Annotated in this window: 25 protein-coding genes and 2 pseudogenes; 17 read left to right on the top strand and 10 right to left on the bottom strand. The window is 69.9% G+C overall.

Annotated elements, in window-relative coordinates; translation table 11 throughout:
• Positions 1-100: 100 nt before the first annotated feature.
• Positions 101-1255, bottom strand: a complete 1155-nt coding sequence (locus ACWDR4_RS25185; RefSeq protein ID WP_450411850.1) for a helix-turn-helix domain-containing protein — start codon at positions 1253-1255, stop codon at positions 101-103.
• Between the two features lie 159 nt (positions 1256-1414).
• On the opposite strand from ACWDR4_RS25185, the gene ACWDR4_RS25180 reads away from it, so the two are divergent.
• From ACWDR4_RS25180 to ACWDR4_RS25165, 4 genes are all read left to right on the top strand, one after another.
• Positions 1415-1672: a hypothetical protein gene (locus tag ACWDR4_RS25180; RefSeq protein ID WP_450411848.1), complete on the top strand. Its 258-nt coding sequence runs from the start codon at positions 1415-1417 to the stop codon at positions 1670-1672.
• Positions 1673-1704: 32 nt separating this feature from the next.
• Complete coding sequence (locus ACWDR4_RS25175; protein ID WP_450411846.1) at positions 1705-1866, top strand: hypothetical protein; 162 nt, start codon at positions 1705-1707, stop codon at positions 1864-1866.
• 184 nt (positions 1867-2050) lie between these two features.
• The gene (locus ACWDR4_RS25170) at positions 2051-2353 is read left to right on the top strand and encodes a hypothetical protein (protein ID WP_450411845.1); all 303 of its coding nucleotides are present in this window, start codon (positions 2051-2053) and stop codon (positions 2351-2353) included.
• Positions 2353-2520: a hypothetical protein gene (locus tag ACWDR4_RS25165; RefSeq protein ID WP_450411901.1), complete on the top strand. Its 168-nt coding sequence runs from the start codon at positions 2353-2355 to the stop codon at positions 2518-2520. Before ACWDR4_RS25170 ends, ACWDR4_RS25165 begins: the two co-directional genes overlap by 1 nt.
• Before the next feature lie 22 nt (positions 2521-2542).
• Here the strand turns inward: ACWDR4_RS25165 and ACWDR4_RS25160 are convergent.
• Both ACWDR4_RS25160 and ACWDR4_RS25155 read right to left on the bottom strand, forming a co-directional pair.
• Positions 2543-2911: pseudogene (locus ACWDR4_RS25160) on the bottom strand (transposase); the annotation flags it as partial.
• Between the two features lie 87 nt (positions 2912-2998).
• Entirely contained in the window at positions 2999-3520 is a 522-nt protein-coding gene (locus ACWDR4_RS25155) for a GNAT family N-acetyltransferase (protein WP_450411843.1), read from the bottom strand.
• Positions 3521-3711: 191 nt separating this feature from the next.
• On the opposite strand from ACWDR4_RS25155, the gene ACWDR4_RS25150 reads away from it, so the two are divergent.
• Both ACWDR4_RS25150 and ACWDR4_RS25145 read left to right on the top strand, forming a co-directional pair.
• Positions 3712-4257 (top strand): GNAT family N-acetyltransferase, encoded by a 546-nt coding sequence (locus ACWDR4_RS25150; protein ID WP_450411842.1) that lies wholly within the window; start codon positions 3712-3714, stop codon positions 4255-4257.
• Positions 4258-4336: 79 nt separating this feature from the next.
• Complete coding sequence (locus tag ACWDR4_RS25145) at positions 4337-4732, top strand: nuclear transport factor 2 family protein (RefSeq protein WP_450411840.1); 396 nt, start codon at positions 4337-4339, stop codon at positions 4730-4732.
• Positions 4733-4956: 224 nt separating this feature from the next.
• On the opposite strand, the gene ACWDR4_RS25140 is transcribed toward ACWDR4_RS25145, so the two are convergent.
• Positions 4957-5325, bottom strand: a complete 369-nt coding sequence (locus ACWDR4_RS25140) for a VOC family protein (RefSeq protein WP_327714627.1) — start codon at positions 5323-5325, stop codon at positions 4957-4959.
• A 63-nt stretch (positions 5326-5388) separates the two neighbouring features.
• Between ACWDR4_RS25140 and ACWDR4_RS25135 the strand changes: the two genes are divergently transcribed.
• Entirely contained in the window at positions 5389-5844 is a 456-nt protein-coding gene (locus ACWDR4_RS25135) for a MarR family winged helix-turn-helix transcriptional regulator (RefSeq protein ID WP_450411838.1), read from the top strand.
• A gap of 136 nt (positions 5845-5980) precedes the next feature.
• On the opposite strand, the pseudogene ACWDR4_RS25130 reads toward ACWDR4_RS25135, so the two are convergent.
• Positions 5981-6319 (bottom strand): annotated as a pseudogene (locus ACWDR4_RS25130) (alkaline phosphatase family protein); the annotation flags it as partial.
• A 360-nt stretch (positions 6320-6679) separates the two neighbouring features.
• Here ACWDR4_RS25130 and ACWDR4_RS25125 point away from each other — a divergent pair.
• On the top strand, positions 6680-7615 hold the full coding sequence (locus tag ACWDR4_RS25125) for a GNAT family N-acetyltransferase (protein ID WP_450411836.1): 936 nt from the start codon (positions 6680-6682) through the stop codon (positions 7613-7615).
• A 31-nt stretch (positions 7616-7646) separates the two neighbouring features.
• A complete protein-coding gene (locus tag ACWDR4_RS25120) occupies positions 7647-8447 on the top strand; it encodes a sugar phosphate isomerase/epimerase family protein (protein WP_450411834.1) in 801 nt (266 codons plus the stop codon).
• Between the two features lie 22 nt (positions 8448-8469).
• Here the strand turns inward: ACWDR4_RS25120 and ACWDR4_RS25115 are convergent, their stop codons facing one another.
• Entirely contained in the window at positions 8470-9024 is a 555-nt protein-coding gene (locus ACWDR4_RS25115; RefSeq protein ID WP_450411832.1) for an RBBP9/YdeN family alpha/beta hydrolase, read from the bottom strand.
• Between the two features lie 51 nt (positions 9025-9075).
• Between ACWDR4_RS25115 and ACWDR4_RS25110 the strand changes: the two genes are divergently transcribed.
• Entirely contained in the window at positions 9076-10023 is a 948-nt protein-coding gene (locus ACWDR4_RS25110; protein WP_450411830.1) for a LysR family transcriptional regulator, read from the top strand.
• Between the two features lie 163 nt (positions 10024-10186).
• Positions 10187-12946, top strand: coding sequence for an ATP-binding protein (locus ACWDR4_RS25105; protein ID WP_450411828.1), 2760 nt, complete (start codon positions 10187-10189; stop codon positions 12944-12946).
• Between the two features lie 4 nt (positions 12947-12950).
• Here the strand turns inward: ACWDR4_RS25105 and ACWDR4_RS25100 are convergent, their stop codons facing one another.
• From ACWDR4_RS25100 to ACWDR4_RS25090, 3 genes are all read right to left on the bottom strand, one after another.
• Positions 12951-13352 carry a hypothetical protein gene (locus ACWDR4_RS25100; protein ID WP_450411826.1) on the bottom strand — a complete coding sequence of 134 codons (402 nt, stop codon included), beginning with the start codon at positions 13350-13352 and terminating at the stop codon, positions 12951-12953.
• A 151-nt stretch (positions 13353-13503) separates the two neighbouring features.
• Complete coding sequence (gene aroA, locus ACWDR4_RS25095) at positions 13504-14745, bottom strand: 3-phosphoshikimate 1-carboxyvinyltransferase (RefSeq protein WP_450411824.1); 1242 nt, start codon at positions 14743-14745, stop codon at positions 13504-13506.
• Positions 14746-14941: 196 nt separating this feature from the next.
• Positions 14942-15859: a peptidoglycan-binding protein gene (locus ACWDR4_RS25090; protein ID WP_450411822.1), complete on the bottom strand. Its 918-nt coding sequence runs from the start codon at positions 15857-15859 to the stop codon at positions 14942-14944.
• Between the two features lie 510 nt (positions 15860-16369).
• On the opposite strand from ACWDR4_RS25090, the gene ACWDR4_RS25085 reads away from it, so the two are divergent.
• From ACWDR4_RS25085 to ACWDR4_RS25060, 6 genes are all read left to right on the top strand, one after another.
• The gene (locus tag ACWDR4_RS25085) at positions 16370-18172 is read left to right on the top strand and encodes a glycoside hydrolase family 3 protein (protein WP_450411820.1); all 1803 of its coding nucleotides are present in this window, start codon (positions 16370-16372) and stop codon (positions 18170-18172) included.
• A 289-nt stretch (positions 18173-18461) separates the two neighbouring features.
• Positions 18462-19166 carry a hypothetical protein gene (locus ACWDR4_RS25080; RefSeq protein ID WP_450411818.1) on the top strand — a complete coding sequence of 235 codons (705 nt, stop codon included), beginning with the start codon at positions 18462-18464 and terminating at the stop codon, positions 19164-19166.
• Positions 19167-19327: 161 nt separating this feature from the next.
• The gene (locus ACWDR4_RS25075; RefSeq protein WP_450411816.1) at positions 19328-21958 is read left to right on the top strand and encodes a nitrate- and nitrite sensing domain-containing protein; all 2631 of its coding nucleotides are present in this window, start codon (positions 19328-19330) and stop codon (positions 21956-21958) included.
• Positions 21955-22383 carry a roadblock/LC7 domain-containing protein gene (locus ACWDR4_RS25070; RefSeq protein ID WP_450411815.1) on the top strand — a complete coding sequence of 143 codons (429 nt, stop codon included), beginning with the start codon at positions 21955-21957 and terminating at the stop codon, positions 22381-22383. The genes ACWDR4_RS25075 and ACWDR4_RS25070 overlap by 4 nt, the downstream gene beginning before the upstream one ends.
• Positions 22380-22769, top strand: coding sequence for a DUF742 domain-containing protein (locus ACWDR4_RS25065; RefSeq protein WP_450411813.1), 390 nt, complete (start codon positions 22380-22382; stop codon positions 22767-22769). The genes ACWDR4_RS25070 and ACWDR4_RS25065 overlap by 4 nt, the downstream gene beginning before the upstream one ends.
• Positions 22750-23373, top strand: coding sequence for a GTP-binding protein (locus ACWDR4_RS25060; RefSeq protein WP_450411811.1), 624 nt, complete (start codon positions 22750-22752; stop codon positions 23371-23373). Before ACWDR4_RS25065 ends, ACWDR4_RS25060 begins: the two co-directional genes overlap by 20 nt.
• A gap of 72 nt (positions 23374-23445) precedes the next feature.
• Here the strand turns inward: ACWDR4_RS25060 and ACWDR4_RS25055 are convergent, their stop codons facing one another.
• The gene (locus ACWDR4_RS25055) at positions 23446-24897 is read right to left on the bottom strand and encodes an aminopeptidase (RefSeq protein ID WP_450411810.1); all 1452 of its coding nucleotides are present in this window, start codon (positions 24895-24897) and stop codon (positions 23446-23448) included.
• Positions 24898-25025: the final 128 nt, after the last annotated feature.

Here is a 25025-nt window from a genome sequence, read left to right as displayed (position 1 = left end):
CCCCTACCCGTCCCATCCCGTTCCTGGGGGCTGCGCCCCCACCCGCCCCCCAACCACTGACGGTTGGGGGTGCTCTTTTTCGGCTCTGCGGTCAGTACGCCTATCGTTCGATGGCTTTGAGGCCTTGGTATGCCTCTCTCAGATCAACCCCCTCAGGGAGCTGTCGGGCCTCAACCGCCTTGACGACTTCCAGCGCACGCCAATGATTCGAGGGGACTACGCGTCCCGACAGTATGGCTTTCTGTGCCGAGTCGCATGCTTCGTCCAGCCGGTTTTCCTTCAACAGGACTAGGGCTAAATCGATGTTGGCGGACGCCACTCGCCTGGGCCACTTAGTGACATCAGTACTTGGGCTGAGTCGTTTGATGACTTCCCGCGCGTAGGGTTCTGCGGCTGAGTCTCCTAGCCAAGCAAGAGTTGTTGCCGCATAGGAGAGCGATTTACTGGGGTCGTACCGGTAGTGATGCTCTGGGGTATCAGGAATCCCGAGCGAAGCCGACATTTCCTGTACTCGTTCAATAGCCGCATAGGTCTCGGTCGCGTTGCCCAACCGTGCATGTGCGCGGCCTTCTTGAGCCGTCGCCTGAATCAAGGCTGAGCTACCGGACGGAGCTACTTCCCGAGCCGCCCTTGAAAGGTCCACTGCCTCAACATAATCCCCATCGGTGAGGACACGCCAAGCCTCAGTTTCATAACACCAAGCTTCAATATCCGGATATCCGGCCTCCCTTGCCAAGGTCGCGGCTGTCTCCAGTCTGGCCGTAGCCTCATCGTCCTGCATCAAGTCGATATGGACTGTCGCCGCGAGCACAGAGAGCCAGCCCCCGAGAACCAGCAAGCGTCGATGTTCAGAGAGGGTCTTCCGGCCGTCCAAGAGCTTTACTACGTAACCAGAGTGCTTACGGACTTGACGCAACAAATCCTCGGGTGCCGACCTCGGGTAAGCCATGGCCAAGCGGTCAAAGGTGTGTTCAAGGCGTTCAAGGGTGGCGTTACCGACATCGCTTGCCTGTAATCGCCGAGCAAGCTCCCAAGCGTCCATTTCGTCACCCTGGGGACCGCTGGCATCTTCCGCCTTGAGCGATAGGCCGAGGTATTCGTTAACGGCTTGGATCACTTCAGAAGAAGGAGCCTGCTTCCCGTTGATGACTCGGCTCAGGTACGCAACGTCATAGTGCAACTCTCTGGCTGCACCTCTCAGGCTTTTACCTTGCGCCTTGAGTGCCGCCCGCACTTCAGTGCCGAAGTCGATCATAGAACCGCTCCCGTTGACTGTTGACTCTCATCGTAGTCAACGCTGGTCAACTCCCGTGTGGCCTTACTCAGCATCAATGCTGGTCAGCTGATGGAGAGACCCCCGCGCCGTGCGACCGGCCGGGGGCGTGGTCCACCAACTGAACGGGAGTTGATGAACATGGCCGAGCGTAGCGCGGCTGCGCTGCACTGGCTTGTGGCGCCCCTTGTCCTTTGGGGCCTCACCCGGCTGTTCCCGCCGACCGGAACCCGCCGGAAGGCATCGACGGCAATTCGAACCGCCTACCGGCTGTGGCACGAGCACACCCGCAAGTGCACCGACGGCTGCAAGAACGTGCACAAGGCGCTGGACGGCTGCGAGGGCGGCCGGGAGCTGTGGGCGGCTTACCGCCGCGCCTACGCCGGGGGGCCGCGATGACGACACCGACCAACTCAGACCGGTGTGGGAGGGTGCGCGCCTCCCTGTTCTACGGCGCCCCGATCCTCAGCGAGTCCGGCGCGTGCGTCCTCTCCGCGGGGCACAAGGGGGACCACCGGGACCCGCGCGGCGGCAGGTGGGGCGTGATCCCGCTCCACCCCATGACCAACACCAGCAACGAGGCGGGCGAGTGAACAACGCCCTGGATCCGGCTTGCGCGTCGGAACCCCCGTACGTGTCCGGCCGCTGCACCATCGGCACGCACGACCGGTGCCAGGACGCGGAGCCCCGGGACAGCGGTGTGCCAGGACTGCACTACCTGGTCTGCACATGCTGCTGCCACCGGATGGCTCCGGTTCTGGTGAAGGGAGCGACCGCATGAACTCCCCTGGCACCAAAGCGACTTGGTACCGCGTGTGCTGGGAGATCACCCGGGACGGACGCGCCTGGGAACTGGGCACACTCACCGGGCGGGACGTACCGACCATGCTCGTCAGTCTCCGTGGCTGCCTTCCGGTGGCCGTCACGGACCCCGAAGCGGTACGCACTGCGGCCAACACCCCCGAGGGGTGGTCGTACGAGTCGGACGCGATGAGCGTGCACACGCACCAGACCCCGTCCGAGAGTTCGTGGCTGCCCTGCTTCGGGTGCCCGAACCGGCGGCAGGGGGAGACTCCGTGATGACCAGGGAGCAGGAGACCGAGCAGATCATCCGTGAGGCCAAGGGGCTCAGGATCGAACTACGCGACGAAGAGATCCGCTGGGAAGGGGACTTCCCGACCATCGACGGCATGGACGCGTACGAGTGGCTCGACGCCATGACCGGCGGACGGGGGCGTCCGTCGTGATGTCCCACCAGACCCCCAGGAAGCGGCTGGAGGCGCCGGTGTACTGGCGCTGGACCCCGACGGTATGGGTGCCCTTCTTCACATCACCGGTCTCGTCCACAACCAGCACCGCGGCCTCGTCATGGAGATGCTCGACGACGTACTCGCGAACGTCGTCTCGCACGGCATCGGCGTCCCAGGGCGCCCGGCACAGCAGATGCTGCATGCCGTGCGGGGTCTTCTCCCCGGCCCACTCCGCGATCGTCCAGCAGTTCTTGCGCGGGAGGTCCGACATCAATCCCATCACCAACCGCCCGGCCCGCAGCCGGGGTTCGACCCGGGCGACCCGGCCCATGACCACCTCGAACGCCTCCCGCCAACGACCGGGATCTATGCTGTGACCTGCGGCCACCGACTCCTCGTCTGTCTTTACGCCCACCGATGATCATCGGTGGGCCGTGCCTGTCTCCGCGCCGACCCCCGCCCGCGAAATCACAAACTAGACCTTGATCCAGTAGCGCCGTGCAGGGCCGTGTTCGGTGTCCCGAACTCCTTCGAGGACGCCGCCCCGCTGCTCGATCGTCTTCACTGAGGCAAGGTTGTCGACTGCGCAGACGAGCAGCACCCGGTCCAGGCCGAGTGTCCGCGCCTCGTCGAGCATGCGGACCAGTGCCCAGGTGGCCAGCCCACGCCGCCGCGAAGACGGCCGGATGCCATACCCGATGTGGCCAAACTGCAGAACGTAGTCGTTGAGCCCGTACCGCAGCGCGATCCCGCCGAGCACCCGGTCACGCTCGACGATCCATCGATATATGCAACTGATCTGACCGGCCACCACCGGCTTCGACGGGTCCGATTCCGCAGCCAAGCGCGTTACCCAGCCGGCGAACCCGGCTGGCGAGTCGACCTCGTCCGACGGCCCCACCCCGAATCCGTCCTCGTGGAGGCCGGGGCCCCACTCGTCACGTGCCTCGATCCAAGCGGGGTGCAGGCGGGCGGTAGGCGCGATCAATTCAGGCATGCGGCGACGTACCGATCATCACGATCTACAGCTGGAGTATAGATTCAGCCCCGAAACCACTGTTTCCGCAGGTCAAACCCTGTACCTACTGGGAAGGCGCCTGCCCCCAGACCCCCTTCGGCCCTGAACGGGCCTTGTCCTCAAACGCCGGACGGGCTGGAAGTGGGTCGCCCGAGAATAAGGTCCGGCCCATGCCCGAGATCCAACTGCTCCGACCCGGCCACGCCCCCGCGCTGCTCGCCTTCGAGCAGGAGAACCGGGCCTACTTCGCCGCGGCCATCCCCGACCGAGGCGATGACTACTTCGCCCGGTTCGACGAGCGGCATCGTGCTCTGCTCGCCGAGCAGGAGGCCGGGGTCTGTTACTTCCACGTGCTCGTCGGCGCCGAGGATGAAGTGCTGGGGCGGATCAATCTCGTGGATGTGGCGGACGGAGGCGCCGATCTCGGGTACCGGATCGCGGAGCGCGCCGCCGGCCGGGGGCTGGCCACCTGGGCCGTACGGAAGCTGTGCGGCCTTGCCGCCAACCGCTACGGGCTGACCACCCTGCGTGCCGGGGCCAGGCTCGACAACGCGGCTTCGCGGGCTGTGCTGGCCCGCTCGGGGTTCGTGATCGTCGGCGAGAGGCAGCTCTCGGGGCGCCCAGGTCTGTCGTATCTCCGCGATCTTGCGGACTTCGCCGCTCCCGAGGCTCCGGGGGCGGCCGATCGCCACGCGGGACGGAGCCCGGCGCCCTGACCTGCACACCACCCCAAACACGAGGACAATAGGCCCCGTCAGTCGGACATCGCCCACACACCGAAAGGTGGCGATCACCATGGCTGAGAACCCGCACGCAGCCCTCGTACGCAAGGGATACGACGCCTTCTCGCGCGGTGACATGGACACCATGCGCACCCTGATCGCGTCGGACGCCACGCACCACGTACCCGGAAGTCATCCTCTCTCCGGGGACTTCAAGGGGCAGGACGCGATCATCGAGATGTACGGTCGGCTCGCCGAGGAGACGGCCGGGAGTATGCGCGTCGTGCTGATGAACATCCTCGTCGACGGCCGGGGGCACGCGGTCGCCGTGCACCGTTTCACCGCCGAGCGTCAGGGCAGGCGGATCGACGAGCCCGGCGCCATCGTGTTCCGGATCGTCGGGGACAAGGTCACCGACCTCGACGAGTGTGTCGAGGACATCGACCGCGCCAACGAGTTCTGGGCCTGAGGCCCGCCCCTTCTTCCGGACTGTCCGGGTGGGGTGCCCGAGCCATGCTTCCGGGTGCCTCGCCCGTCGGACGGCCCATCGCGCCCACCATCAAGCGCCACGACCTGTCGTGCGGCGCGCCCCCAGACAGCCGCAGGCATGACACCAGTCATCAGGGCAGAAGGTCGCGTCACGCACGAGCCCAGGGCGCAACCGCTGATGATCGTCCGGTGGCGTTTGGCCGATCAGGCGCGGTCGTGGAGCGTGACCTGGTAGCCGTCGGGGTCGGCGAAGGTGAAGGTCCGGCCGAAGGGACCGTCGATCGGTGCGGAGGCGATGGTGTGACCGTCGGCGACGAGCGCGTCGTGGATGGCCTGCACGTCGGTGGCGTGGAGCCAGATCGCGGCACCGATGCCGGGCTGAGCGACGGATGCGAGGTCGGTGCCGGGAATGACGTCGCGGAGTGCGAACGCGATCGGCTTCGTCTCGAAGACGACGGCGTGCGGAGGTCCGGCCGGCGAGCGGACGAGGCCCAGGTACTGCTCGTAGAACGCCTGCGAAGCGTCGAGGTCGCGCACTTGGAGCGAGATGAAGTCGGGGCCGGTGGCGGGCATGATGACACTCCTTCTTTTCATGTCAGTTTTCTGACATGCATCAACCTATGTCAGAATACTGACATGAGTCAAAACGATGTCGGCGTCGACCTGGAGACGTCACTGGGCTACCTGCTCAAAGAAGCGTCGAGCGCCCTCCGCGCGGCCATGGAGGAAGTGCTGCGGCCGCTCGGGATGAGCGTGACGCACTACTCCTGCCTCGAGCTGCTGGCGCAACGACCGGGCTTGTCGAACTCCGAGCTCGCGCGGGGCGCGTTCGTGACACGGCAGACGATGAACGTGCTGCTCCAGGCCCTGGAACGAGACGGCTACGTGACCAGGCCCGCGGAGGCACCCGTCGGGAAGGTGCTTCCCACACGGCTCACGCCTCGGGGCCGCCGAAGCCTCGAGAAGGCGAGCGCAGCCGTCCGGTCCGTCGAGGCCAGGATGCTGGCCGGCCTGACCGGGCCCGAGCAGTCAGACGCGTTCCGGATCCTGCAGAGCATGATCCATTCCCTGCGTGACAACGAGGGTGCATAGCTCGTTCCGCGGCGCACGTCTCGTCGCGCTCGGACAGGGGAGCGCAGCCGGGCCTGAAATCCATGTCGGCGACCTCGAAGACCGACATCAGGCGGTTCGGCCAGGTCGGGCCGAATACCGAGCAGTAGTAGTTGTCGCAGATCTTGAATCCTCCCCCCTCGGACGTGAACGCCGGGGCATCCTCGCAAGAGCCAGGTGAACGTCTCGGCGAGCGCGAACTGGAACGGGATGTCCTCGCGCGTGTAATAGCCCATCACATACGGGCCGTTGACGCCGTCCGCCTTGCGGTGGGCCGGCAGCCGCTGGTCCATCCTGTGTCGAGGTGGAAGGGGAGCAGATACCCCTTCGGGTTCACGGCGTCCGGCTGGTAGAAGACGGAACGGCCGTTCGGCAGCTTCAGCGCGTGCGGGTCGGCGAAGCCGCGTACGCCCGACAGGGTGCCGAAGTAGTGGTCGAAGGACCTGTTTTCCTGCATGAGCATCACTACGTGCTCGATGTCGTCGAGCGAGCCGTGCCGCGGCGCCACCGAGGGTGCCGGCGGCGGAGCCAAGGAGTCCACGACGGGTCAACTCGGCCATGATTGCCCCTTCTTGAGGCTGGTAGGCCTAGCTTTCGGCTTCACTCTTCGCCTCGGTCGGCGAGGGGCGTCAGGGACGGCGGATGAACAAGTGAGCAACGGGTGGCATGGGGTTGGCCAAGGCATGGGATGCCGAAGCGGCGCATTGCCGCTCCGTTGCCGGGCCTTGAGGAACCCGTCGCGCGCGCCCTACCCTCGTAGCGGCAATATCTCTGACTGAGTCAGATATCGAATATCCCGTCGCCCGCGAGGTGGTCCATGACCGTCCAGGACATCCGTTCCTTCAACCGCTTCTACACGAACGTCATCGGCGCACTCGACTACAGCAGCAGCCTCTACGCCCCCTACACCCTCACCGAGGCCCGCGTCCTCTACGAACTCGCACACTCCACCCGTACCGACGCCGCCGATCTCCGTGCCGAACTCACCCTGGACGCCGGGTACTTGAGCCGGATCCTCAACAAGTTCGAGGAGAACGGGCTGATCGAGCGGGCACCCTCGGACCGTGACCCCCGGCGGCGGCGCGTCACGCTCACCGTGCGCGGGCGCGAGACCGCCAACCTGTTGAACGAGCGCTCCACGGAGGCCATCGCCTCGCTGCTCGCCACCGTGCCCGCCGCCGACCGGCCCCGGCTCGCGGAGGCGCTGCACACGGTCCGCTCGCTCCTCTCCGACGGCCGGCCGCCGCGCCGCGAGGACGTCGTGCTGCGCGAGCCCGGCCCCGGTGACCTCGGCTGGATCGTGCAGCGCAACGCGGCGCTGTATTCGTCCGAGTACGGCTTCAACACCGACTACGAGGGTCTGGTCGCCCGGATCGTCGCCGACTTCGCCGAGGACCACGACCCGCATCTGGAGCGGGTGTGGATCGCCGAGCTGGACGGGCGGCCGGTCGGGTGCGTGATGTGCGTACGGGACGAGGCGCCCGGAACGGCCCGGCTGCGGCTGCTGCTCGTCGAGCCGGACGCGCGCGGGCTCGGTATCGGCGACCGGCTCGTCGCGGCCGTCGTCGGCTTCGCCCGCGAGGTCGGCTACCGCGATCTCGTCCTGTGGACCAACGACGTCCTCACCGCCGCCCGCCACGTCTACCAGCGCCACGGCTTCGTCCTCGCCACCGAGAAGCCCCACCGTTCCTTCGGCAAGGATCTGGTGGGCCAGGACTGGCGCCTCGACCTGCACGGAACGACAGACCGGTGAACTGGCGAAGTGACGGGTAGTGTCCGTGAACATGAAACTGGCGTTCTCCACCCTCGGCGTTCCCGGTCTCCCCCTCCCCGATGTACTCCGGCTCGCGACCACCCACGGCTACCACGGCGTCGAGCTGCGCACCCACCCCGAAGAACCCGTCCACCTCGGTCTCACCCTCGCCGAACGGGCCGATGTGGCCGCCGAGTTCAAGGCGTCCGGCGTCGAGATCCTCGGCCTCGCCGGGTACGTCCGGGTCGCGGCCCCCGGCGACGACGAACCCGTGCTCGCCGGCCTCCGCGCCCTCCTCGAACTCGCCCGCGACCTCGGCGCCCCCTTCGTCCGCGTCTTCCCCGGCGGCGGCACCGAACAGACCCCCGAGGAGGCCGACGCGGCGGCGGCCCGCAGACTCGGCACGGCCGCCGAGTACGCGGCCGACCTCGGCGTACGCATCCTCCTTGAGACCCACGACTCGCATCGCACGGGCGCCGCCGCGATCCGCGTCCTGGGCCCGGTCGGTCACCGGCAGGTGGGCTCGCTCTGGGACGTCATGCACACCTGGCTCGGCGGCGAGCAGCCGTCGGAGAGTTACGCGGCCCTCGCCCCGCACCTCGGATACGTCCAGGTCAAGGACATCGCCTCGGCCGAGGACACCACCCCGCTGGCCCTGGGCGCCGGCGTCCTGCCGCTCGCCGAGTGCGTCGAGGTCCTCTCCCGGCACGGCTGGGACGGCTGGCTGTGCTGGGAGTACGAGAAGCGGTGGTACGAGGCCGCCGCACCCCTGGAGGGCCTGCTGGGCGTCGGCCACGACCACCTCGCGCGGCTGCTCAACGAGTCGGCCTGACCACCTCCCTGGACCACCTCGGTCAGGCCAGGCACCAGTCCAGTACCGCGGGCCACGGGCCGTACCCAGCGTCCAGGTCGAGGTGGGCGCCGCCCGGGACGATCTCCGTGGGGATGTTCAGGGGGTCGCCGTAGAGGGCCCGTGCGCCCTCCGGGCAGTACGGGTCGTTGTCGCCCGCGATCAGCTCCGTACGGCCGGGCAGGGTGAAGTCTAGCGCGGGCGGGGCGAACCGGGCGACCTCCGGGTGCTGTACGAGGACGGAGGCGGACGGCGGCGCGACCAGCAGGACCCGGTCGACGCCGAGGCCGGGCATCCCCCTGGCGGCGGCGTGCAGCCACAGCACGGCGGCGGCGCTGTGGGCCAGCACCACGCGCTCCGCGCCGGCCGGCAGGTCGTCGAGGTGGCGAGCAAGCTCCGTCAGCCACAGCTCCAGGTCGGGGTCGTCGGGGTCGGGCAGCTGCGGGTAGGTGACGTGGTGGCCGAGCCCGGTGAGGCGGTCGGCCAGCCAGTGCTGCCAGTGGTTCTTCGGACGGTGGTTCCGCCAGCCGTGGAGGATCAGGTAGGAGTACGCGGTCATGGATGCGATGGTTTCCGATCACCAGGCATTCGGTCCAGTTAATCTTTTATGGTGGAACAGGTAAGCAATACCTTCAATGTCGACCTGCGCCGCCTGACCGTCCTGCGCGAACTCCAGCGCCGGGGCAGCCTGGCGAGAACGGCCGAGGCACTGCATCTGACGCCTTCGGCGGTCTCCCAGCAGATCGCGGCCCTGGCCCGCGAGATGGGTGTGCCGCTGACGGAGCGGGAGGGGCGGGGCGTACGCCTGACCGCTCAGGCACGGGTCCTGCTCACCCACGCCGATGTGATCGCGGCCCAACTGGAGCGGGCGCGGGCCGACTTGGCGGCGTACGGGGAGGGTGGACGGGGCTCGGTCACCGTCGGGTGCTTCTCCAGCGGCATCCTCGGGCTGCTGCCGAGGGCGATGAACGCACTGGCCGACCGGCTGCCTCAGGTCCGTATCGACGTCGTCGAGGCCGAGCCGCCGGACATCTTCACGGCGTTGGACTCCGGACAGGTCGACCTCGCCGTGGCCGTGGACTTCGCCGCCGCGCCACCGCACACCGACCGCCGCTACCACCGCCTCGACCTGCTCACCGACGTCCTGGACCTCGCGGTACCGGCCGGCCATCGCCTGGCCGGCCGCGACCGGTTCGACCTGCGCGAACTCTCCGCCGAACCATGGATCATCGGCGCCGCACGGAGTTGCTGCGGTGCGGTGGCCCGTTCCGTCTGCGCGGCGGCCGGCTTCACGCCGGACATCCGGCACGCCGTGAACGACTGGGGTGCGCTGGCGGCCCTCGTCGAGGCGGGGCAGGGGGTGGCGCTGATCCCGCGCCTGGTCCAGCCGCTGTACACCCATCGGCGTCTCGTCCTGCTGACGACGGAGGGGGCACCACCGTCGCGGAACGTCTTCGCGGCCGTACGGACGGGGGCGGAGGGAGATCCGGTGCTGGGGGCGGTGCGGGAGCAACTGCGATTGTCAGCCGCGGAGCTGGTCAGCCGCCGGGCAGGGTGACGCGTCGGAGACCTCCGTGTGAGGTACGTCTGCCGGCCGACCGTGTCCTCCATGTCCGCAGCGCCCCGGATTGGGCCGGATGGCCCCTTGAGCGGTGCTCCCCCGTACGCGAGGGTGGCAGGGGCTGCGGGGCCCGCGGCGCGAGCTTGGGGGAGTGGCCGGTATGGGGGATCTGGGGGATCAGGGCAGTCTGTTCGTCGGGCGGGGCAGTCATCTCTCGGCTCTGGACGGGCAGTTGGCGCACGTCGTCGCCGGGGCGTCCCGGATCGTGCTGGTCGACGGGCCCGCCGGGATCGGGAAGACCGCGCTGATCAGGCGCTTCGTCGCCGGGCACCCGGACGCCGAGGTACTGAAGGCATGCGGGGAGGAGAACGAGACCGGGCTGCCGCTCGGGCTGCTCGACCAGCTCCTCTCCCGTACCGCGCACAACGAGCAGGTCCTCCCCCGGCCCCCGGCGGCCGACGCGCCGACCGCCGGCGCCCGGCTGCTCGACGCGCTCGGTGAGCTCCAGACCCGTACCGTCGGGCCGTTGATCCTCGTCGTGGACGACGCGCACTGGGCGGACTCCTCGTCCCTCCAGGCGCTGGCCTTCGCCCTGCGCCGACTGCGCGCCGACCGGGTACTCACGGTCGTCGTCGTACGGGAGGCCGATGATCCGGCGTTGCCCGAGGGGTTGCGGCGGCTGCTCACCGGAGAGGGGACGCTACAGCTGTCCCTGACCGGGCTGAGCGCGGGTGAGGTCGGTGAGCTCGCCGCCGCCCGCGGCGGTTCGCTGCCACCGACCGCCGTCGTACGGCTGCTCGACCACACCGACGGCAACCCGCTGCACGTCAAAGCGCTGCTCGAACAGGTACCGCCCGCCCGCCTGATGTCCACGGCGTTCCCACTGCCCGCGCCGCTGGGGTACGCGCGGCTGATCGAACAACGGCTGACGGACTGCACCGCCGAGACACAGGCCCTGGCCTCCGCCGCGAGCGTGCTCGGCATGTCCTGCCCGCTGCACAGGGCCGCCCGGCTCGCGGAGCTGAAGGATCCGCTGCCCGCGCTGGAGGAGGCGGTCGGCGCCGGGCTGCTCGACGAGACACCGGAGCCGGGCGGCCCTCGCATGTCCTTTCCCCATCCCATGCTGCGCGCCACCGTCTACCGAAGGCTCGGGCCCGTACGGCGGCACGCGCTGCACCGGGCCGCCGCCGGGCAGTCGGACTCGGTGTACAGCCGCCTCCAGCACCTGGTGCACGCCGCGCAGGGCCCGGACGACACGCTGGCCGGACAGCTCGCCGACGCCGCCCGCACCGAGGCCGCCGCCCGGCGCTGGGGCAGCGCCGCCCCGCTGCTGCGCGACGCCGCCCGACTGGCCCGTACGGAGCGGGACCGCGAGCGGTATGGCGTCGAGGCGGTCGAGGCGCTGCTGTGGGAAGGGCGGCGCGAGGAGGCGCAGGCGGTGTTCGACGAACTGCCGGGGGACCCCTGTTCGGCTGCGCATCGGTATGCACGGGCGATGATGCTGCCCTTCGACGGCGACCTCAGGCAGGCCGAGCCCCTGCTGCGCGAGGCCTGGAACGACTGTGACCCCACGACGGACCCGGAGCCGGCCTCGTACATCGCCGGAATGCTCAGCTTCATGGCACTGTCCCTCAACCAGGGCCTGGACGCCGCCGAATGGGCCGGACGGTCCCTGCGACTGTGCGCCCGGCGGGCCTCCAGCACGATGCTGCGCTACGTCCGGATGACCGGTTACGGCCTCAGCGGTGACATCGAGCGCGGGCTCGCCGTGGTCGCGGAGCTGCCCGACGCCTCCCTCGTCACCACCGCCGACGTGGATCTGCTCTGCGGACGCGGTCTGCTGCGGCTGTGGGCGGGCGAACTGGCGGGCGCCGAAAGGGACTTACGGGAAGCGGTGTTCATCTGCCGGGACGGGCCGATGATGCTGCGGATCATCGCGATGTTCCAGCTGGGCCTCACACAGTACGCGCTGGGCGCCTGGGAGGAGGCCGCACAGCTCCTGGACTCGGCCGCGTCCCTCACCGACGACACCGGCAACGAACTGCACCCGACGGTGCACGCGGCGGCCGCGTGGGTCCTCGCCGCCCGCGGGGACCACGACCGGGCGGAGTGGCATCTGCGCCAAGTGCCCGACATACCGGTCACGCCGGGGATGATCATGACCGAGTCCCGGCGCGCGCGTGCCTTCCTCGCCCTCCTGCGGAGGCAGCCGGACGCCGCCGCGGCCGAACTGCTGCCGCTCCTGGAGGCGAACGCCGCCGAGGGGCTCTGCGAGCCGATGACCGGGCCGTGGCGCGATCTGCTGGCCGAGGCGCTCATCGGGCTCGGGCGGCTCGACGAGGCGGACCACGCGCTGACCGCCTTCGAGGCGCTGGCCACCGATCGTGGACACGCGGCCGCCCTGGCCACCGGCTGCCGGATCCGGGGTGAGCTGTTCGCGGCCCGGCACGAACCCGAGGCCGCCGAGGACATGTTCGGTACCGGACTCGCGCATGCCGCCCGGGTCACCGCGCCGTACGAACGGGCCCGGCTCCAGCTCGCGTTGGGCGAACTGCTGCGCCGGACCGGTCGCAGGGCGGCCGCCGCGCAGGCGCTCCAGGCCGCGCTCGAGACCCTGACGGGACTCGGTGCGGTTCCCCTCCTGGAGCGCTGCGCCCGCGAACTCGCCGCCTGCGGAACGGCCCGCACGGCCGGGTGTCCCCCGTCGCCACCCGACCGCGGCCCCGTGCTGACCTCGCAGGAACTGGCCGTCGCCCGGCTCGCCGCCTCCGGTCTCACCAACCGCCAAGTCGCCCGGGAACTGCTGCTCAGCGTGAAGACGGTCGAGTACCACCTGGGCCATGCCTACACGAAGCTCGGCATCTCCTCCCGGGTCGAGCTGGCGACGAGACTCCCGCCCGGCCCGGTCGGCACCGGATGACGCGTCAGCGCTGGATCAGGAAGCGCGGGCTGGTCGCGAAGCTCGCGTCCGGGTCCGTCAGGCCCATGTACACGGAGGCGTAGATCTCGCACTGGTGCCCCTTGTGCTTGTCCAGCTCGGCGGCCGCGATGCCGAACACGAACGTGCTCTGCTGCTTGTTCCAAGGGGCCTGGCTGAGCAGCCCGCTGACCAGGTTGGCCGTCGTCGTCGGGATGTTCGTGCCACTGACGAGATCCTTGACGGTGACCTCGACCTCGTAGGGTGCCCCGATCCGGAAGATGGCGTCGCCCGCCTCGACCTCCACCGCGACCTCGGCCGCCTCCTTGGGGTTCAGGGTCGGGTCGGCGCTCGGGCTGGCCGTGTTCCGGGCGAACACCCGGACGATCTCAACGTCGTTCGGTCCCACAACGATCATCTCCCTCGTTCGGGAAGCGTGCCGTCCGGCCCCCTGCCGGGCGTCCTCCGCATCCCTCGTCGGGGACATTAGGGATGACACGGACCACCGCGCCTCGGGGTACGCCTCAGGGAAGACCCCAGGTGCGACCCCGGGCACCGCCCTAGCGCGGCAGCTTGGTGCTCAGTTCCGCGAACGCCTCATGGAACCCGGGGAACGTCTTCCGTACGCAGCCCGGGTCGTCGAAGGTGATTCCGGGGGCGCGCAGGGCGGTCACCGCGAAGGACATGACGATGCGGTGGTCGCCGTACGACTTGATGTCCGTGCCCTGTGCGGGAGCCGTACCGGGGTGGATCTCGATCCAGTCGGGGCCGGTCTCCACCCGTACCCCCAGCCGCCGGAGGTTCTCCGCGCAGGCCTCCAGGCGGTCGCACTCCTTCACGCGGGTGTTGGCCACGTCCTCGATGCGTACGGGGCCGGAGGCGAAGGGGGCGAGTGCCGCCAGGGTCGGCATGGTGTCGGAGATGTCCCGCATGTTCACCGTCAGGCCGCGCAGCTCGCCCGTGCCGGTGACGGTCGTACCCCCCTCACCGATCTCCACTCGCGCGCCCATCCGCCGCAGTACGTCGACGAAGGCCAGGTCGCCCTGGAGCGCGCCGGTGCCGAGGCCGGGGACCGTCACCTCGCCGCCGGTGAGGGCCGCCGCCGCGAAGAAGTAGCTGGCCGTGGAGGCGTCGGGCTCGATGGCGTAGGTCGTGGCCCGGTAGCCGGTGGGCGGGACCACGAACACGTCACCCTCCCTGCGTACCTCCACACCGAACGCCCGCATCATCGCGATGGTGATCTCCACGTAGGGCGCCGAGACGAGGTCCGTGACGTGGATGCGCAGGCCCTTGCGGGTCAGGGGGCCGAGGAGCAGGAGCGCGGTGAGGTACTGGGACGACTCGCCCGCGTCCAGGGTGACGTCTCCGCCCTCGACGCCCGCCGCCGCGACGGTCAGCGGGTGGTGGCCCTCCGCCTCCTCGTGCCGCAGGTCCACGCCCAGGTCGCGCAGGGCGCGGGTGAGGGGGGCCAGCGGGCGGCGGCGCATCTGGGGCGAGGCGTCGAAGCGGTAGGTGCCGTGGCCTGCGGCGGCGAGCGTCGGCAGGAAGCGGGCGGTCGTGGCGCCGTCGCGGCAGTAGACGTCCGCCTCGGTGGCCGCCGGGCCCTGCGGGCGGCCGTCGATCTGCCAGGCGCCGGGGGTCCGGCCGACCCGGTAGCCGAGGCCGACCAGGCCCTCGGCGAAGCCCTCCGTGTCGTCCGAGCGCAGGGGGCGTACGAGGGTGGTGACCCCGTCGGCTGCGGCGGCGAGGAAGAGGGCGCGCGCGGTGATGGACTTGGAACCGGGGATGTCTACGACGGCCATGGTCCTATGCTGGCCCGGCCCGTGCCTCGCGCGTCGGAACGTCCGCGAAATGGACCATGAACTGTGCGGTGTGCTCCGCGGGGAGTGCGCGAGGTTTCCGGTTGTCGGGTTGCTGCTGCGCCGTCGTGGCTCGTCGCGCAGTTCCTCGCGCCCCTTAAGGCGGGGGGCGCTGTCTCAGGCAGCGCCCCCCTGCCCGTCAGGAGAACAGCAGGCGCCAGGTCAGTGGCCCCGGGTAGCCGTCCGCGTCGCCTCGGAGTTCCTTGCGGGACTTCTGGAAGTCGCGGACGTTGAGGCGGTCGTTCTCGCCCCAGCTGCGGCTCGGGCCGACCTTGTAGTGGTCGCCGAAGCCGCGCTTGACGAGCTGCTTGCCGAGCTTGAGGACGTGGTCGTTCACGGCGCCCTCCTTGAAGTACTTGCGGCCCGGGTACGCGGGCACCGCCGGCTTGGGCGTGGTCGTCGGCGGGGTGGGCTCGTCGTCGACGTCCAGTTCGGCCTTGGCGTACCTGACGATCGCGGAGAAGTCGATCCCGCCCGGGTCGCCGTGGTCGTTCTCCGGGACGTGCATGTGCCCGCAGACGCCCTTGAACGCCTTCCACTCGGTGAAGGACAGCCGCTGGCCGCCGCCGTCCTTGTACGAGGTCGGGTAGTCCGGCCATGCCTTCGGGCCGGACAGCGGCACGCCGTGCTCCTCGTGCGTCCAGGCCAGGAACCGCGCGACCGACTTCAGCGCCCAGTCGGGGGCCTCGGGCCAGTAGATGTGCGCCTGGCCCGCCTCCGTCCACTTCTTGTGCGTCTTGGGGTCGCAGGTGCCGACCAGTTCCACCTGGGTGACGTTGAGCGTGTTGGTCTCGACCCCGCCCCGCTTGTTGGCGAGGGCCCGGGACGAGGTCTCTATGTCGAAGTGCTGGTACCACTTCAGCTTCTTGGCGGCGAGGTCCGGCACCGCCGTCAGGTTGGGCGCTATCGAGCCGCCGCTGTACGTGGGCAGGCTGCGCCCCTCGGTGGTGTGCAGGACGACGACGTTGACCTGCATCGGGTCGCCCGGGTAGTCGTCCTGGTACCAGTTCGCCCGGCTGGCGCCCGGGTATCTCTGGGGTCCTGTCTTCGTTGCCATCCGACGCCTCCTGTGTCTCGGCTTCCCCCTGGCCGGTCCCCCGACAGGCACTGCTGCGGTGAGAGCATGCAGGGCGTTGGTGGGATCATCGCCCAACAGACTTGGAATGTAAGAGGGTTGGCGTGATTGCGGTGTGTCGGTCCGATTACGGGAAGCCGCTCGTGGGTATCGCATCCGTCCCGCCGCCCTCCCCCGTACCAACTTTCCGGATTCGGCCGATTCCGGGAACCCACGCCGACCCGCCCCCGTCCAACCGGCACGACTGCCGGATGAGTCACCGTGGTGCGGTGTCGGCCTCGCTGCTGGCTGCGATCGCTGACCTACCCTCTCCAGCCGCCCGCGGCCGGCAGCGAGCCGTCACCGGCGCGCCCCCCTCCGATGCGCCGGTGACGGCCCCTTTCCGGGGAAAAGCGGCCATCTCCCGTTAGTGTGCGCACCCTTGACTGGAAGAAACTTCCCGGTTATTCGTGACTTCTCGGAAGTTTCCTTCACAAGGGAAGGAGCGCCCCTGTGCGCGACTCCGGCACCACCAGACGTGCTCTTCTCGCCGCGACCGCCGGCACCGGCGCCGCGCTCGCCCTCGGGGGTGAGGCACAGCCGTACGACAGTGACGCGCGGCTCCGTCGGATCGTCGCCGGGATGACCCTGGAGGAGAAGGTCGGTCAGCTGTTCGTCATGCGGGTGTACGGGCACTCCGCGACCGCGCCCGACCAGGCCGACATCGACGCCAACCTCGCGGAGATCGGCGTCCGGACGGCGGCCGAGCTGATCGCCAGGTACCGGGTCGGCGGGATCATCTACTTCGCCTGGGCGCACAACACCCGCGATCCGCATCAGATCGCCGATCTGAGCAATGGGATCCAGCGGGCCTCGCTCGGTCTGCCCCGCGGGCTGCCCGTGCTCATCTCCACCGACCAGGAGCACGGGATCGTCGCCCGCGTCGGCAAACCCGCCACCCTCCTCCCCGGCGCCATGGCCCTCGGCGCGGGCGGCTCACGCACCGACGCCCGTACGGCGGGCAGCATCGGCGGCGCCGAGCTGCGCGCCCTCGGGATCCGCCAGGACTACGCGCCCGTCGCCGACGTGAACGTCAACCCGGCCAATCCGGTGATCGGCGTACGGTCCTTCGGCGCCGATCCGGACGCCGTGGCGAGGATGGTCGCCGCGCAGGTCACCGGGTATCAGCGGTCCTCCGTCGCGGCCACCGCCAAGCACTTCCCGGGGCACGGGGACACCGCCGTCGACAGCCACTACGGCTTCCCCGTCATCGAGCACACGCGGGAGGAATGGAGCACCATCGACGCGCCGCCGTTCCGCGCCGCGATCCGCGCGGGCATCGACTCGATCATGACCGCGCACATCATGGTCCCGGCCCTCGACGCCTCCGGCGACCCCGCGACCCTCTCCCGCCCGATCCTCACCGGCATCCTGCGCGAGGAACTCGGCTACGACGGGGTCGTGGTGACGGACTCGCTGGGCATGCAGGGCGTACGGGAGAAGTACGGCGACGACCGTGTTCCGGTGCTCGCGCTCAAGGCGGGAGTCGATCAGCTGCTCAACCCGCCCTCGCTCGACATCGCCTGGAACGCGGTCCTCGCGGCCGTACGGCAGGGGGAGTTGACCGAGGCGCGGCTCGACGCGTCGATCCTGCGCGTCCTGCGGCTCAAGAACCGGCTCGGACTGCTCGACCGGCCGTACGTCACCCACGCCGGCGTCGACCGGGCCGTCGGTGTCGCCGGGCATCTCGGCGCCGCCGACCGGATCGCCGAGCGGACCACCACCCTCCTCGTCAACGAGCGGAAGCTGCTGCCCCTTTCGAGGGTCACGCAGAAGAACGTGCTCGTCGTCGGGGCCGATCCCGCCTCGCCGTCCGGTACGACCGGGCCGCCCACCACCGTCCTCGCGGGTGCCCTCACGGAGCTGGGCTTCACCGCGACCACCCTCTCGACCGGCACCGCCCCCTCCGCCGCCGTCATCGCCCGGGCCGTCGCCGCCGCCGGGGAGGTGGACGCGGTGGTGGTCGGGACGTACAACCTCAGTGCCGCGAGCAGTCAGCGGACCCTGGTCGCCCAACTCCTCGCCACCGGGCGGCCGGTGGTGTGCGTCGCCGTCCGCAATCCCTACGACGTGGCCCAACTGCCCGATGTCCAGGCCTATCTGGCCTCGTACTCCTGGACCGACGTCGAACTCCGGGCCGCCGCGAGGGTGATCGCGGGGCGGGTCCGGCCGCGCGGGAAGCTGCCGGTGCCGGTGTTGCGTGCGGGCGATCCGACGCAGGTGCTTTATCCGATCGGTCACGGGCTGTCTTACTGAGTGCTCCGGCGGTAGTGCGTGAGGGGGTTCCGGTTGTCGGGTCGCTGCTGCGCCGTCGTGGCTGGTCGCGCAGTTCCCCGCGCCCCTGAAGGAGGCCTGCGGCCCCTTCAGGGTGCTGCCGGACCGTAGTTGATCTCGCCGGGACCGCTTGTGAGCGGGACGCAAGGCGGCGTACGCGACGTACGTCGCACAACCGGCACACCACCCCCAAAAGGCGCAAATCCTCTGGACATCTGGCGTGGCCCTGGCGGCGCGGGCCACGCTGGGCGGGGGTACTCGGGGGGATGCGATGCGCAAGAGGCGTTCTGTGGGGTCCACGGAAGTGGTGCGCGTGCGGGTGTCCGCCTGCGCGCTGCTCGCGGTGGTCGCGCTGTTCATGGGGACGGGGTGTCAACTGGCGTCCGGCGGCGGTTCCGCGGACGACTCCTCGGCGGGGACCTCCGGGACCTCCGGGACCGCCGACGGTACGGCGGTCGACCAGCGGCCGGTGCCGCCCCGGCCCACCGGCTACGGCACCGTCTTCCTCTCCGTCGACGAGTGCAGCTCCTTCGGCACCACCAGCTTCACCGAGGTGCCCTGCACCAGCGAGCGGGCGGCGGCCCGGGTCGTGGCCCGGCACGACGGCAAGGTGAGCACCGGTCCCGCGTGCCCGGCGACCACCGACTTCGTGCTGCACATCAGCGAACAGCGGCCCGCCGCCGACGAGGACGGCGACGGGGCCGTTCCGCAGGGCTACTCCTGCATGCGCAACCTCCAGGCCCCGCACCCCGGCGACCCGGGCGGCGGCGGAGGCCCGCGCACGATCGTCGGCGACTGCGTGTACGGCGCCGGGCAGGGGGAGGTCCGCGAGACGGCGTGCGACGGGACGGGCGAGAAGAAGCCGGAGTACGAAGTGACCGAGGCCGTCGTCAAACGCGTCAACTGCCCTTCCTCCACGGCCCTTTACGTACAGCTGGGCGGGGAACGGCCGGTGGGGTGCGCGAAAGCGGTGTGAGAGATTCCATTTTGTCGGGCGAATGTCGGACGAATAACGAGTCACTCCCATTCACCGGAACCCCTGTTGTGGTGAATTCGTGAATCGATAGGCTCCCCCTGTCATGGCGCGGACCCCTTCTTTTCGGACAGTCCGCCACCACTCACATGCCGGGAACCTCTGTGGCACTCCACGCACGCACGGCGCAACAGCAGCAGGACCGGGCTCCGAAGGCTCAGGCGGCTCCGAAGCGCCAGCTGTCGCTCCGGACGATCCTGCTCGTCCTGGCCCTGGTGCCCTGTCTCGCCCTGGTGGCCCTGGGCGCGATGAACTCGGCCCAGCTCTACGGCGACTGGCGGACCGTCCATGACCGCAACGAGGAGGGGAAACGCTTCGGCACCCCGCTCGTCACCGTCTCCTTCAACCTCCAGGCGGAGCGGCGGCTCAGCGTGGCGGCGCTCGCGGACCCCAAGGCCGGCCGGACCGAGCTGACCCGTCAGCGCACGCTCACCGACAGGTCCGTACAGAGCCTCGACGCGGTCGGCACCGGCCCGTCCGCTCTCGCCGAGGCCTTCCAGGAGGTCACCCTCGGTCTGAAGAAGCTGCCCGACTACCGGGACGCCGTGGACCGGCGGTCCGCCGACCGGCAGCAGACGTTCGACGCCTACACCGGTGTGATCGCGTCGAGCACGCATCTGCTGGAGGACTTCAGCAACGTCGGCTTCGGTGAGACGTCCGTCCTCGTCCGCCCGGCGCTCGACGCGCAGTGGGGCCTGGAGATGCTCTCGCGCGAGGACGCCGTCATCGCCGCCGGTGTGGCGAGCGGCCGGCTCACCGCCGAGGAGCGCTTCCAGCTGGCCGAGGTCATCGGCAGCGAGCAGCACATCTACAGCGACAAGGTTCTGCCGCAGCTGCCCGCCAACCGGGCCAAGGCCTACCGGGCCGTGCTGTCCGGCGCCGACTGGAAGCGGAAGACCTCGGTCGAGCAGCGCCTGTTGAACACCGCGAACGCCGACGACAGCGGCCGGACCGCCGTCTCCGCCTTGCAGGGCAGGCAGTGGCAGCAGAGCCTCGCCGGGATGACCCCCGCGCTGATGCAGGCCAACAGCGCCTACGCCGACGACCTCGTCGCCGCCACCGAGGACGAACTCGGCGGTCTGATGACCGACATGATGGTCAACAGCGCGGTGAGCGCGGCGGCCGTACTGCTGATGCTGGTCATCTCGCTGCGCCTCACCGGCATCCTGCGCCGCCGGATCTTCGGACTGCGCGCCGAGGCCCTCCAGCTCCAGGAGCGGCTGCCCGACATCGTGGAGCGGCTGCGCAACGGCGAGAAGGTCGACACCGACGCCGAACTGCCCGAGATCCGGCACGGCGACGACGAACTCGGCCAGCTCGGCCAGGCCCTCAACCAGGCCCGCACCTCGTCCCTGGACACCGCCGTGCGGGAGATCGAGCTGTACCGCGGCTTCGAACGGCTGCTGCAACGCATCGCCCGGCGCACCCAGTTGCTGATCGGCATGCAGCTGAAACGTCTCGGCGAGATGCAGCGGCGGCACGAGGACCCCGAGGTCCTCGAAGGCCTGTTCGACCTCGACCACCTGGCGGCCCGGCTGCGCCGCTACGAAGAGAACCTGGTCATCCTCGGCAGCGGAACCCCGCAGCGGCGCTGGCGCAGACCCGTCCTGCTGCTGGACATCCTGCGCTCGGCCCAGGGCGAGGTGCAGGACTACCGGCGCATCCGCATCGACACCGACGGCGAGACCTGGCTGTCCGAGCGTGCCGTCGGCCCGATGGTCCACCTCCTCGCGGAACTCATGGAGAACGCGGTGTCGTTCTCCCGGCCGCCGACCCCGGTCGAGGTGACCGCCTCCCAGGTGGGGCGCGGCATCGCGATCGAGATCGAGGACCGCGGCATGGGCATGGACCCGGAGCAGTACGCCGAGGCCAACGAGCTGATGCTGAACCCGCCCCGGATGGACGTGATGTCCCGCGCCGACGACGCCCGCCTCGGCCTGTACGTCGTGGCCCGGCTCGCCGCCAACCTGGGCCTCCAGGTCGAGCTGCGGCCCTCGTCGTTCGGGGGCACCCGGGTCGTCGTGCTGGTCCCCGCGGACCTGATCACGGGCGACCAGCGGGTCCCGGCGCGGCCCGCCTCGCTTCCGGCGCCCCCGATGCCCACGGCCTCCCCGTCGGCACCGGTCCCGGACCGCCTCGCGCTGCGCGCCGCGACCTCCCGCCCCACGCACCCGACGGCCCCGGACCCGCTCACGCTCCACGGCACGTCCGCCCACCCCAGGCAGGCGGACGCCCCGACCCGCCCCGCACCCCGGCCGCACAACGGCCAGGCTGGACACAACGGCCAGTCCGGGCACACCGGTTACGCCGGTCAGTCCGGCGGCGACCAGGAGGCGTACGTCCGTCCGCTCATCGGCCCCTGGATCGCACCGTCGGCACCGTCCGGGTCGTCCGGGTCGTCGACGCCGCCGGCCCGCCCCGGGCAGGCCCCCGCCCAGGCGTCCAACGGCAGCCAGAACCCCCTCCCCCGGCGCGTCCGGCAGGCCAGTCTCGTCACCGAACTCCGGGAGCCGCCCCCCTCGTACCCCGCCGCCGAACCGCCGCGCACCGGGCCCGCCGCCGCACAGGCACCGCTCCCCCGCCGGACGGGCACCCGGTCCGGCGCCACCGTCGGTGCCTTCCAGCGTCAGTCCCGGGCCTCGCGACTCAGGCCCGACACAGGCGGCCAGACCGACCACCAGCCCACCCACCCCTCACCGGGACCCGACCGGGCCCGGAAGGAAGACGGACGATGACTCTGCGAACCACTGCCACCAACTCCGACCTCGACTGGCTGCTCGACCGTCTGGTCGACCAGGTTCCGGGCACCCGGAACGCCATCGTGCTGTCCGACGACGGGCTGGTGGTGAGCCAGTCCAGCAGCATCGCCCGGGTCGACGCGGAACGTCTGGCCGCCATCGCCACCGGTCAGCAGAGTCTGGCCCGCGGTGTCGGTGAGGTCTTCGGCGGCGGGGCCGTCCACCAGGTCATCATCGAGCTGGACGACATCTGGCTGTTCATCAGCTCGGCGGGGCGGGGCACCCATCTGGCGGTCGTGGCGGACCAGGAGGTCGACGCCGAGATCATGGCCGTGGCGATGGACACCCTCGTACAGCAGGTGGGGCAGCGGCTGGGGACCGAGGTGCGGGGCCGGCAGCTGGAGGGCGGGGGGCGTGAGTGAACCACTGGGCGGACGTGTCGCCGGACGACGACGACGCCGAGGAGAGCCTCGTCCGGCCGTACACGATCACCCATGGGCGTACGGCCTCGGTACGTGACGACCTCACCCTCATCACGGTGATCGCCACCGTCTCGCCGGCCGAACGGTCCGGCGACCGGGGGCTGCAGCCCGAGCACCGGCTGATCCTGCGGCAGTGCCGTACGCCGGTGGCGCTCGCCGAGGTCGCCGCCGGGCTGAATCTGCCCGTGGCGGTGACGAAGATCCTCGTCGGCGACCTCATCACGCTGGACCGGGTGACGGCCCGGCCGCCGCTCGCGGTGGCCGTCGGCCAGGAACCGGACATGACTCTTCTTCAGGCGGTGAAGGATGCCCTACTCAGACTCTGACGAACAGACCGGGTCGCAGGCGTCCGTGGCCGGGTCGCCCACCGCGCCCGCCGCGGTGAAAATACTGATCGCGGGTGGCTTCGGCGTCGGCAAGACCACCATGGTCGGCTCCGTGAGCGAGATCCCGCCGCTGCACACCGAGGAGCAGCTGACCGTCGCGGGGCTCGGGGTCGACGACCTCGGAGGGATAGAAGGAAAGGCCACGACCACCGTGGCGCTGGACTTCGGCCGGATCACGGTGAGCAGCCAGCTGGTCCTGTACCTGTTCGGGACGCCCGGCCAGGAACGCTTCTGGTTCATGTGGAACGACCTGGTGCACGGGGCGCTCGGCGCGGTCGTCCTCGCGGACACCCGGCGGCTGGAGAGCAGTTTCGCGTCGATCGACTTCTTCGAGAGCCGTGGCGTGCCGTTCGTGGTCGGCGTCAACTGCTTCCACGGGCTGCGGGACCGCACGGTGGAGGAGGTACGGGACGCGCTCGACCTGGACCCGAACGTCCCGGTCGTCATGGGCGACCTCCGGGAGCGAGGGGACAGCCGGGACCTGCTGCTGGCCCTGGTGAACCGGCTGATGGCGGGCCGCCCGCCGGCGGCGATCGGCAGCTGACACGAGCGCGGGCTCGACGGCAGCTGCCGTCGAGCCCGCGTCGCATTCAACTACCCATACTCTCCACGGCCGTTACGGCCGCAGCGTGGGCTCCCGCTCGATGTTCCGCTTGTCGAGCCTGGCGTCGTACGTCGCCAGCGGCTTGGCCGCCGACGGGTTCGACTGGACGGCGGTCGAGGCGACACCGGCCCACTTCAGGATGCGGGCCGTGGCGAGGTCCTTCTGCTCGGGGACCAGGGCGGCGACGTTCGCGCCGTGGTTCAGCCCGGGGGCGGTGAAGACGTACGAGTCCTTCGCGCCCTTGCCCAGGCGGAACTGCTCGGCGCCCCACGGGTCGTTCTGCCCGTACACGAACAGCATCTGGTTCGCACGGTGCTTGACCCAGTTGTCGACGTCACGCATCGCCCGCGGCTGGAACTTCATCGAGATGTCCCGGGGGACGAACTCCCGCGGCGGCAGATAGCCGTAGCGGATGTACTTCTTCTCGATGTGCGGGAACTCGATGGTGGGCGCGCCGAGCTGGGTGCCCGCCTGGTAGTAGTACGGCGTGTACGGCTCCAGGCCCTGGTCGGTGTAGAAGGAGAACCCGGCGATCGTGTCGATCGAGGTCCAGATGTCGTCGTCGGTCGCGTTCTTCGCGTCGGCCGGGATGGACTCGCAGTCGGCGAGCAGGCTGTACTGCCAGAAGCCCCAGACGTAGTCAAGGACGGTCGCCTCGTACGCCTTGTCGAGGCTGCCGATGGTGTCGAAGGTGAAGCCCTCGGCGGCGGCGAACTCCGCGTACCGCTTCTCCAGCGGCTCCCGGCGCACGAGCGCCTCGCGCTGTACGCCGTTCAGCCGGTCGCGGCACTCCTTGGTGCCGACGGTGGCGAAGAACCGGTCGTAGGCCGAGTCCTCGTTGTTCACCACGTCGTTGGGGGCGACGTACGCGACGACGCCGTCCATGTCACGCGGGTAGAAGCGCTCGTAGTACGTGGCGGTCATCCCGCCCTTGGAGCCGCCCGTGGACAGCCACTTCTTGGTGTAGATCTTCTTCAGCGCCGTGAAGAGGCGGTGCTGGTCGCTGGCCGCCTGCCAGATGTCCAGCTTGGACCAGTCGGCCGGGTCGGGCCGGGACGGCGTGAAGAAGCGGTACTCCAGGGAGACCTGGTTGCCGTCGACGATCCGCGTCGGCTCGCTGCGACTGGGGTTCGTGCTGACGAAGTACCCGCTGGTGAAGAAGACCGTGGGGCGCGAGACGTCCTTGTGCAGGATGGTGATGCGCTGCTGGAACGTGCCCTTGGACGGGCGCCGGTGGTCGATCGGCTGGGTGTAGTCGAGGACGAAGTACCGGTAGCCGGTGTACGGCTTCTCCTGGATCAGGCTCATGCCCGGGATCGCGAGGAGCTGGTCCTTGATGTCCGCGCTACTGGTCGTTTGTGTGGTGCCGGTGGCCTCCGGCTGAGCGGCGGTCGCCGCTCCCGCCGTACTCAACGTGCCTATGAGCACGGTGAGCGCCAGCAGCCATCTGAGCGCCTTGCGCATGCACCCTCCCCTATGAAACATCTGTGCGCCGGAAGCTATCGGAGCAACCGCCGGGCGCACCAGGGGAGATAGGGAAATCCCTCGGGCAGGGGATCAGTAAATAGGGTGTGAGCAGAGTGTCGGGAGGG

It is taken from the genome of Streptomyces sp. NPDC000878, assembly GCF_053599695.1.
The sequence above is the reverse complement of the archived record's forward strand: the minus strand, read 5'-3'. Positions and strand labels throughout refer to the sequence as shown.

Bases quoted from the DNA above. Each gene is read 5' to 3' on its own strand.
- ACWDR4_RS25185 (WP_450411850.1), bottom strand. From the start codon at position 1,255: ATGATCGACTTCGGCACTGAAGTGCGGGCGGCACTCAAGGCGCAAGGT.
- ACWDR4_RS25180 (WP_450411848.1), top strand. From the start codon at position 1,415: ATGGCCGAGCGTAGCGCGGCTGCGCTGCACTGGCTTGTGGCGCCCCTT.
- ACWDR4_RS25170 (WP_450411845.1), top strand. From the start codon at position 2,051: ATGAACTCCCCTGGCACCAAAGCGACTTGGTACCGCGTGTGCTGGGAG.
- ACWDR4_RS25165 (WP_450411901.1), top strand. From the start codon at position 2,353: ATGACCAGGGAGCAGGAGACCGAGCAGATCATCCGTGAGGCCAAGGGG.
- ACWDR4_RS25155 (WP_450411843.1), bottom strand. From the start codon at position 3,520: ATGCCTGAATTGATCGCGCCTACCGCCCGCCTGCACCCCGCTTGGATC.
- ACWDR4_RS25150 (WP_450411842.1), top strand. From the start codon at position 3,712: ATGCCCGAGATCCAACTGCTCCGACCCGGCCACGCCCCCGCGCTGCTC.
- ACWDR4_RS25145 (WP_450411840.1), top strand. From the start codon at position 4,337: ATGGCTGAGAACCCGCACGCAGCCCTCGTACGCAAGGGATACGACGCC.
- ACWDR4_RS25140 (WP_327714627.1), bottom strand. From the start codon at position 5,325: ATGCCCGCCACCGGCCCCGACTTCATCTCGCTCCAAGTGCGCGACCTC.
- ACWDR4_RS25135 (WP_450411838.1), top strand. From the start codon at position 5,389: ATGAGTCAAAACGATGTCGGCGTCGACCTGGAGACGTCACTGGGCTAC.
- ACWDR4_RS25125 (WP_450411836.1), top strand. From the start codon at position 6,680: ATGACCGTCCAGGACATCCGTTCCTTCAACCGCTTCTACACGAACGTC.
- ACWDR4_RS25120 (WP_450411834.1), top strand. From the start codon at position 7,647: ATGAAACTGGCGTTCTCCACCCTCGGCGTTCCCGGTCTCCCCCTCCCC.
- ACWDR4_RS25115 (WP_450411832.1), bottom strand. From the start codon at position 9,024: ATGACCGCGTACTCCTACCTGATCCTCCACGGCTGGCGGAACCACCGT.
- ACWDR4_RS25105 (WP_450411828.1), top strand. From the start codon at position 10,187: ATGGGGGATCTGGGGGATCAGGGCAGTCTGTTCGTCGGGCGGGGCAGT.
- aroA (WP_450411824.1), bottom strand. From the start codon at position 14,745: ATGGCCGTCGTAGACATCCCCGGTTCCAAGTCCATCACCGCGCGCGCC.
- ACWDR4_RS25090 (WP_450411822.1), bottom strand. From the start codon at position 15,859: ATGGCAACGAAGACAGGACCCCAGAGATACCCGGGCGCCAGCCGGGCG.
- ACWDR4_RS25080 (WP_450411818.1), top strand. From the start codon at position 18,462: ATGCGCAAGAGGCGTTCTGTGGGGTCCACGGAAGTGGTGCGCGTGCGG.
- ACWDR4_RS25070 (WP_450411815.1), top strand. From the start codon at position 21,955: ATGACTCTGCGAACCACTGCCACCAACTCCGACCTCGACTGGCTGCTC.
- ACWDR4_RS25060 (WP_450411811.1), top strand. From the start codon at position 22,750: ATGCCCTACTCAGACTCTGACGAACAGACCGGGTCGCAGGCGTCCGTG.
- ACWDR4_RS25055 (WP_450411810.1), bottom strand. From the start codon at position 24,897: ATGCGCAAGGCGCTCAGATGGCTGCTGGCGCTCACCGTGCTCATAGGC.